Below are 6,594 nucleotides of genomic sequence, written 5' to 3'. Positions count from 1 at the left end.
TCGGCGTTATTAGCCTCTCGTCTATTAGACCTGCGGTTTTTTCGTTATGTCAGCCTCGGTTGTGCAGCCCCGGATCCGTTGACGCTGAGGCACTTTGAGGCACAGCCGGAGCCCCGTAACGGCTCCGCAATTCGGTCTTCAGCACTTTGCCCGAGGGGTTGCGCGGCAAGGCGTCGACGATCTCCAGTCCCTTGGGGTGCTTGTACCGGGCCAGGCGTTCGGCCAGGAAACCGTCGAGGTCTTCGAGGCACAGGCCGGCCGCGACAGCCGCGATCGCGATCGGCACTTCACCCCACTTCTCGTGTGGACGTCCGATGATCGCGACTTCGACGATCGCCGGGTGGCCGGCGAGGACGTTCTCCACCTCCGCGCAGTAGATGTTCTCGCCGCCGGAGATGATCATGTCCTTCTTGCGGTCGACCACCCAGACATAGCCTTCGTCATCCATCCGGACCAGATCACCGGAGTGGAACCAGCCACCGGCGAACGCCTCCGCCGTCGCTTCCGGGTTGTTCCAGTAGCCGCTCATCAATGTGGGCGCGCGATAGACGATTTCACCGACCTCCCCGATCGGCACGTCATTCATCTCCTCGTCGACCACCCGCGCCGCCACGGTCGGGATCACCTTGCCGACCGAGCCGAGCTTTCTGATCGCGTCCTCGCCGAGCAGCATGCAGGTCACCGGCGACATCTCGGTCTGACCGAATGCGGCCAGGATCCGCGACCCGGGGAAGGTTTCCGACATCTGACGCAGCAGGGTGTCCGACGCCGGCGCGGCGCCCCAGGAGATCACCCGCAGCCGCACGTCACGCGGATTGGCCTGCTGTTCATGACAAACCGCCTGCCACTGAGCAGGCACCAGGAAGATCCCGGTGACCTGCTCGGCGGCCAGGACGTCGAGGAGATGTCCGGGGTCGAATGCGCCCAGCGGATAAATCACCGTGGGCAGCCCCATCAATAGTCCGGTCAACAGGTTGCCGATTCCGGCGATGTGGAAGAACGGGACACCGATGAAGCCGACGTCGTGGGCGGCGACGCCGTGGGTGTAAAGGTTGGTCATCGTCTGACCGGTCAGGTTGGTGTGGGTCAGCACCGCACCCTTGGGCCGCCCGGTGGTGCCCGAGGTGTACATGATCAGCGCCGGCGATTCGTTGGGCACATCCGTTGCCCGGGCCGGCTCGCCGGGCTCGTTCACCAGGTCCTCGTAGGCCAGCAGACCCCGGTCGGCGGTTTCGCCGGCCACCACGATGGTGTCCAACACCGACGTGATGTCGCGGACGCCGGCAGCCACCTGGGCCAGCGCCGGCTCCGTGATCAGCACCCGGGCCTGGCAGTCCTCGACCAGAAACGCGATCTCGGGCGGCGTGAGCCGGAAGTTGACCGGCACGGCGATGGCCCCGATCATGTTGGCCGCCAGCACCGACTCGACGAACTCGGTGCGGTTCAGCATCAGGATCATCACCCGGTCGCCGAAGCCGATCCCGCGGCGGCTCAAGGCGCCGGCGAGCTTGGCGACACGCGCGCGCAGGCCGGCCCACGTGGTGGTCGTGCCGATGAACCTCAGCGCGGGCGCACCCGGCTGCATATATGCGTGGCGTTCGAGCTGGTTGACCCAGTTCTGCCGTCGCGCCAGGTAGGGCTGCTCGAGAACATCGCCGGCGGTGGCGTGCGTGTCATGGGTACCGTGGCCGGTCAACTGCGCGGTCAACTGGGCGCATCCCTTCTCGTCGTAAACGCTCTGGTCAAGTTGATATTTGATAAAACCTGGTGTTGTCTGGGTCACACTATGGTTTCGGTGGCACGAAGACAACCCCGGATGGGTTCGGCGGGCACGCTCGCCGCGACGGGGCTTCCGCTGCGCCGGGCGCAGTTGTCTGACGAGGTCGCGGGCCATCTGCGGGCCGCGATCATGTCGGGCGCGCTGCGGCCGGGGACGTTCATCCGGCTCGACGAGACCGCGGCTTCACTCGGTGTCAGCGCGACTCCCGTGCGTGAGGCGCTGCTGAAGTTGCGCGGTGAAGGGATGGTGCAACTCGAGCCGCACCGTGGGCATGTGGTGTTGCCGCTGAGCCGACAGGACGTCGACGACATCTTCTGGGTGCAGGCGACCATCGCCGAGGAACTTGCCAGATCGGCGGCCCAGCGCATCACCGACGCCGAGATCGACGACCTCACACACCTCACCGATACGCTGGCCGCCGCTGTCGTCGCCGGCGACATCGAAGCGATCGCGGGATGCGAGTTCGCCTTTCACCGCGTTTTCAACCATGCCACCGGACGCATCAAGCTGGCCTGGTTCCTGCTGCACGTGGCCCGGTACATGCCGCTGATGGTGTACGCCGCAGACCCCGACTGGGGAGCTGGGGCGGTGCTCAATCATCGCGAGGTGGTGGCGGCGCTGCGCCGCCGAGACACCGCCGCCGTCGTCGAACACACCACGTCGCAGTTCGTCGACGGCGCCCGCCGCCTCACCGAACGGCTGGACGCCAGCGGGATCTGGCACTAGCCGGCCGACAACTCCTCGGCGCGCTTCTTGAGGTTTTCGGCCAGGTAGTCCAATACGGTGCCGGCCAGTTGCTTGACCATCGGCGCCGGAATCGGCATCGACGGCTCGACGTCCAAATCGACGGTCAGCAGCGCCGACGACCCGGTGTCCACCACGCTGAACAGCTGCTCCTGCTTCTTGAACAGGTTGCCCTGCTGCAGCACGGTCTGGATCTGAGTGGGGCTCGGGTAGTAGACCGCCTGGATCAGACTGTCCTCGATCGCTTCGTATTTGGCGTCGAGACGCAGCTGGCTGGGGCGCCCGTCGTCGTAGCGGGCCAGCACCCACAGGCCCTGGACTCCGTCGTTCCACTCCGGGTAACGCTCGAAGTCGGCGACGATGGCCAAGATCGAGTCGGCGTTGGCCGCAACCTCAACGGTCTTACTGACAAAAGGCATTCGCCGAGCTTAAACGCAGGCCGACGACAGCAGCGCGCGGATCTCGCCCGGAATGGGCGTCGGCCGCCGAGTGGCCTTGTCGATATAGACATGCACCCAGTGCCCGACGGCGGCGACGGCCTGCGGCTCGTCGGCGTGCTCGGCGGCGTCGGCGGCGCGGAAAACGCCGAGCCGGTAGGTCACGCTGCTGTTGCCGAGCCGGGTCACAGCCACGCCCACGACAAGTCGTTCCGGGAAATGCAACTCGGAAAAGTAGCGGCAGCCTGATTCGGCGACGATGCCCTGCGCCGACGTGGTCACCGGGTCGAGCGTGACGTTTGTCTGAATCCAGCCGTTGATCGCGGTGTCGAAAAGCTGGTAGTAGACCGCGTTGTTCAGATGGCCGAACATGTCGTTGTCGGCCCATCGGGTCAGCACCGGCCAGTGCACGGGAAAGTCGCCACCGGTGAGGCCGTCGGGTGCGGGCGGGACTGAGCTCATGGTTGTATTCGACCATGCTGGAAATCCGGGGTGCCGTGCTGGAGCGGATCGGATCGCGCCGGCCGTACGCGCAGTCCCGGCCGATCACGGTGGCCGCCGTCGAACTCGCGCCGCCGGGCCCCGACGAGCTGTTGGTGCGCATCGAGGCCGCCGGTGTCTGCCATTCGGATTTGTCGGTGGTGGACGGCAATCGGGTGCGGCCGACGCCGATGCTGCTCGGGCACGAGGCGGCCGGAATCGTCGAGCGGGTCGGCGACGGGGTCAACGACGTGACGGTCGGCCGGCGGGTGGTGATGACGTTCCTGCCGCGCTGCGGTCACTGCGCGGCGTGCGTGACCGATGGGCTGACGCCGTGTCAGCCGGGCAGCGCGGCCAACAACGCCGGGACGTTGCTCGGCGGCGGGATGCGGCTGAGTCGCCACGGCGACAAGGTTTTTCATCACCTGGGGGTATCCGGCTTCGCGACACACGCGGTGGTCAACCGGGCCAGCGTGGTGCCGGTGCCCGACGACGTCCCTGCTCCGGTCGCCGCACTGCTGGGCTGCGCGATGCTCACCGGCGGCGGCGCGGTGCTCAATGTCGGCAGGCCACAGCCGGGGCAGACGGTGGCCGTCGTCGGCCTGGGCGGTGTCGGGATGGCCGCGGTGATGACCGCGCTGTCCTATCCCGGGGTTACGGTGATCGGCATCGATCGACTGGCCGAAAAGCTCACCGGTGCAAAGACTCTCGGGGCACACGCGGTGTACACGCCGCAGCAGGCCGTCGATGCCGCGGTCAAAGCCGCCGTGGTCGTCGAGGCCGCCGGCCACCCCGCGGCGCTGGAGACGGCAATCGCGCTCACCGCCCCCGGCGGACGGACCATCACGGTCGGCCTGCCGCGACCGGACGCCCGGATCAGTGTGTCGCCGTTGGGTTTTGTCGCCGAAGGCCGGTCGCTGATCGGCAGCTACCTCGGATCGGCGGTGCCGGATCGCGACATCCCGAAGTTCGTCGAGCTGTGGCGATCGGGCCGGTTGCCGGTGGAGTCGCTGGTGTCATCGCGAATCACGCTCGAGGACATCAACTCTGCGATGGACAACCTGGCCGACGGCCTCGCGGTCCGGCAGTTGATCACGTTCTGAGTCCGCCGCTTGATCACAGCAGTCTCACCAGCCTCCGGCCGGCGGGTACCGACTCACGTCGGTGACCCGCGAAAGGGTGAACCGCTGCTCGCAGACTTCCCAGTCGGGCAGCAGCAAATAGCTCCGTGTGTCGTCTCGTGCAGATACAGCAGCGTGTGGGTGCGGTACGTGCGCGTCAGCCCACGGGGATCAGTTCGGAATCGACCGGCCACGACACCTTCAGGTCGCTGCGCAACGTCTCGGTCGGGCCGACCTCGCCCGGGACACCGGCGGCTTGCAGCGCATGGCGTTTGAAAGCGCGCGCCGCCGCGGAGAGCACATGCTGTACGGCAGCGGTCCGGTGTCCGACGTTCAGCGGCCAATCATCTTGCCAGAGAGTGACTTCGGTCATCCAGCGGTCCAGCGCCGCCAGTACTTCGTGCCGGATCCGCGAATCGGCGGCGAACATGTCGGCGCTGACCGCAAGACCCCGGGCCGCGCATCCGGCGCTCACGGTCAGGATGTGCGGGTCGAGTTCGACGGCATGCATGCCGAGGATCTGCAGTGGGCGATGGTCACACTGCTGCGCCAACAGGACGTGGACGTCCCAGCCTGCGCCCACCCGGTCATACAGCCAGCCGCCGATCGAGCCCACGACGTCCGCGGCGCTGGAAGCCACGACGTCGAGTCGATAGCCGGCCGATCCGTCGTCGGTGCGCGAGCGCCGATTCTCCGAGGTGTTCATCGCATCCCTTCACGCGTCGTCGATGACCCGGCCGACCCGGCGTGACACTTCTTGGCGAATCTGTAAAGGTGCGATGAGATCAGATCTCGCGTCGCGCCCTGAGCTCGGCGAGTATTTCGTCGGTGTGCTGGCCGAGCTGCGGCGCGGGCGAGCGGGGCACCCACGGCGTGCCGTGGAAATCCGCAGGGGTCGCGACCATCGGTATCACCGCGGGTCCGTCCGGCACGTCGACCACGCCACCGGCGGCGTGGAACTGCTCGTCGGCGACGACGTCTTCGATGCTGTTGACCGGTGACCAGAAAAAGTCCGGTTCGCGGGCAAAGATCTCCGCCCACTCGTCCAGCGTCTTGGTCGCGAAGATCTGGTCCAGCGCGGCGATCAGCTCGACGGCGTTGATCGCGCGGGAGCGCGCGTCCAGGAACCGGGGATCATCCAGCCACTCCGCCTTGCCGACCGCGCGACACAGCGGCGGCCAGTGCCGGTCGGCCTCCAGCCCGACGATCCAGAACCGATGGCCGTCGGCGGTGGCGTAGTTGTTCATGCACGGGTTGTACATCTTCTCGCGCTGCCCGATCGCGATCGGCTGCCCCGACATCAGGTAGGTGTTCAGGTCGAAGCTGACGGTGTAAGCGCCCTGGCGGTACAGCGATGTGCTGACCAGCTGCCCGTTCCCGGTGCGGTCGCGGGCCACCAGCGCCGCGCAGACCGCCGCGGCCAGCGTCATGCCGGCGGAATGATCGCCCATCCCGCCACGCTGAAACGGCGGCGTCTCACCGGGTCGGGTGAGCAGGTACGCCAGCCCACCGCGGGCCCAGAATGCGGCGACGTCATAGGCGGCCCGGTCGGCGTCCGGCCCGGTTTCGCCGTAGCCGGTGATCAGCCCGTAGACCAGTCGAGGATGCTCCGGGGCCAGCGATTCGTAGTCCAGCCCGAGCCGGCGCAGCGCGCCGGGCCGCACGTTGGTGATGAAAACATCTGCGCCAGCGATCAATTCGAACGCGGTCTCGCGACCGTGGTCGATGGTCAGGTCGATCACGATGCTGCGCTTAGAGCGGTTGTCCATCTCGAATGGTGGGCTGACGTCGACGTCGAGTCCGAGCATGCGGCCGAACGTCCGGGCCGGGTCGCCGGTCGGCGGCTCGATCTTGACGACGTCGGCACCCCAGTCAGCGAGGATACCGCCCGTCGCGGGCGCGGCCACCCAAACCCCGAGTTCGACGACGTTGACGCCTTCCATCGGTCCGGCCATGTAGGGCATCCTCTCGTCGACTCCGCTACAGCACGATAAGCACTCCTGCGGTTCGGGTCGGCCGAGTACCGTCGAAT

Annotated in this window: 7 protein-coding genes; 2 read left to right on the top strand and 5 right to left on the bottom strand. The window is 67.1% G+C overall.

Annotated features, from left to right (window positions below; translation table 11 throughout):
* Window positions 1-49: 49 nt before the first annotated feature.
* Window positions 50-1,708: a fatty-acid--CoA ligase FadD5 gene (gene fadD5 / locus AC2VOU_RS15955; protein ID WP_486958249.1), complete on the bottom strand. Its 1,659-nt coding sequence runs from the start codon at window positions 1,706-1,708 to the stop codon at window positions 50-52.
* Between the two features lie 108 nt (window positions 1,709-1,816).
* On the opposite strand from fadD5, the gene AC2VOU_RS15950 reads away from it, so the two are divergent.
* Entirely contained in the window at window positions 1,817-2,506 is a 690-nt protein-coding gene (locus AC2VOU_RS15950; protein WP_486958250.1) for a GntR family transcriptional regulator, read from the top strand.
* Here the strand turns inward: AC2VOU_RS15950 and AC2VOU_RS15945 are convergent.
* Together AC2VOU_RS15945 and AC2VOU_RS15940 are read right to left on the bottom strand one after the other, a co-directional pair.
* Window positions 2,503-2,943 carry an SRPBCC family protein gene (locus AC2VOU_RS15945; protein ID WP_486958248.1) on the bottom strand — a complete coding sequence of 147 codons (441 nt, stop codon included), beginning with the start codon at window positions 2,941-2,943 and terminating at the stop codon, window positions 2,503-2,505. The genes AC2VOU_RS15950 and AC2VOU_RS15945 overlap by 4 nt on opposite strands.
* 9 nt (window positions 2,944-2,952) lie before the next feature.
* The gene (locus tag AC2VOU_RS15940) at window positions 2,953-3,423 is read right to left on the bottom strand and encodes an acyl-CoA thioesterase (protein WP_486958247.1); all 471 of its coding nucleotides are present in this window, start codon (window positions 3,421-3,423) and stop codon (window positions 2,953-2,955) included.
* Window positions 3,424-3,437: 14 nt separating this feature from the next.
* Here AC2VOU_RS15940 and AC2VOU_RS15935 point away from each other — a divergent pair, with 14 nt between their 5' ends.
* On the top strand, window positions 3,438-4,544 hold the full coding sequence (locus AC2VOU_RS15935) for an alcohol dehydrogenase catalytic domain-containing protein (RefSeq protein WP_486958246.1): 1,107 nt from the start codon (window positions 3,438-3,440) through the stop codon (window positions 4,542-4,544).
* Between the two features lie 175 nt (window positions 4,545-4,719).
* On the opposite strand, the gene AC2VOU_RS15930 is transcribed toward AC2VOU_RS15935, so the two are convergent.
* On the bottom strand, window positions 4,720-5,268 hold the full coding sequence (locus tag AC2VOU_RS15930; RefSeq protein WP_486958245.1) for a hypothetical protein: 549 nt from the start codon (window positions 5,266-5,268) through the stop codon (window positions 4,720-4,722).
* 79 nt (window positions 5,269-5,347) lie between these two features.
* Window positions 5,348-6,517 (bottom strand): CaiB/BaiF CoA transferase family protein, encoded by a 1,170-nt coding sequence (locus AC2VOU_RS15925; RefSeq protein ID WP_486958244.1) that lies wholly within the window; start codon window positions 6,515-6,517, stop codon window positions 5,348-5,350.
* Window positions 6,518-6,594 lie beyond the last annotated feature (77 nt).

The sequence above is a fragment of the Mycobacterium sp. TH-M25 genome (assembly GCF_057473665.1).
The sequence above is the reverse complement of the archived record's forward strand: the minus strand, read 5'-3'. Positions and strand labels throughout refer to the sequence as shown.

What these genes read in the sequence shown, in the direction of transcription:
- AC2VOU_RS15950 (WP_486958250.1), top strand. Translation starts at nt 1,817, where the DNA reads ATGGGTTCGGCGGGCACGCTCGCCGCGACGGGGCTTCCGCTGCGCCGG.
- AC2VOU_RS15945 (WP_486958248.1), bottom strand. Translation starts at nt 2,943, where the DNA reads ATGCCTTTTGTCAGTAAGACCGTTGAGGTTGCGGCCAACGCCGACTCG.
- AC2VOU_RS15940 (WP_486958247.1), bottom strand. Translation starts at nt 3,423, where the DNA reads ATGAGCTCAGTCCCGCCCGCACCCGACGGCCTCACCGGTGGCGACTTT.
- AC2VOU_RS15935 (WP_486958246.1), top strand. Translation starts at nt 3,438, where the DNA reads ATGCTGGAAATCCGGGGTGCCGTGCTGGAGCGGATCGGATCGCGCCGG.
- AC2VOU_RS15930 (WP_486958245.1), bottom strand. Translation starts at nt 5,268, where the DNA reads ATGAACACCTCGGAGAATCGGCGCTCGCGCACCGACGACGGATCGGCC.
- AC2VOU_RS15925 (WP_486958244.1), bottom strand. Translation starts at nt 6,517, where the DNA reads ATGGCCGGACCGATGGAAGGCGTCAACGTCGTCGAACTCGGGGTTTGG.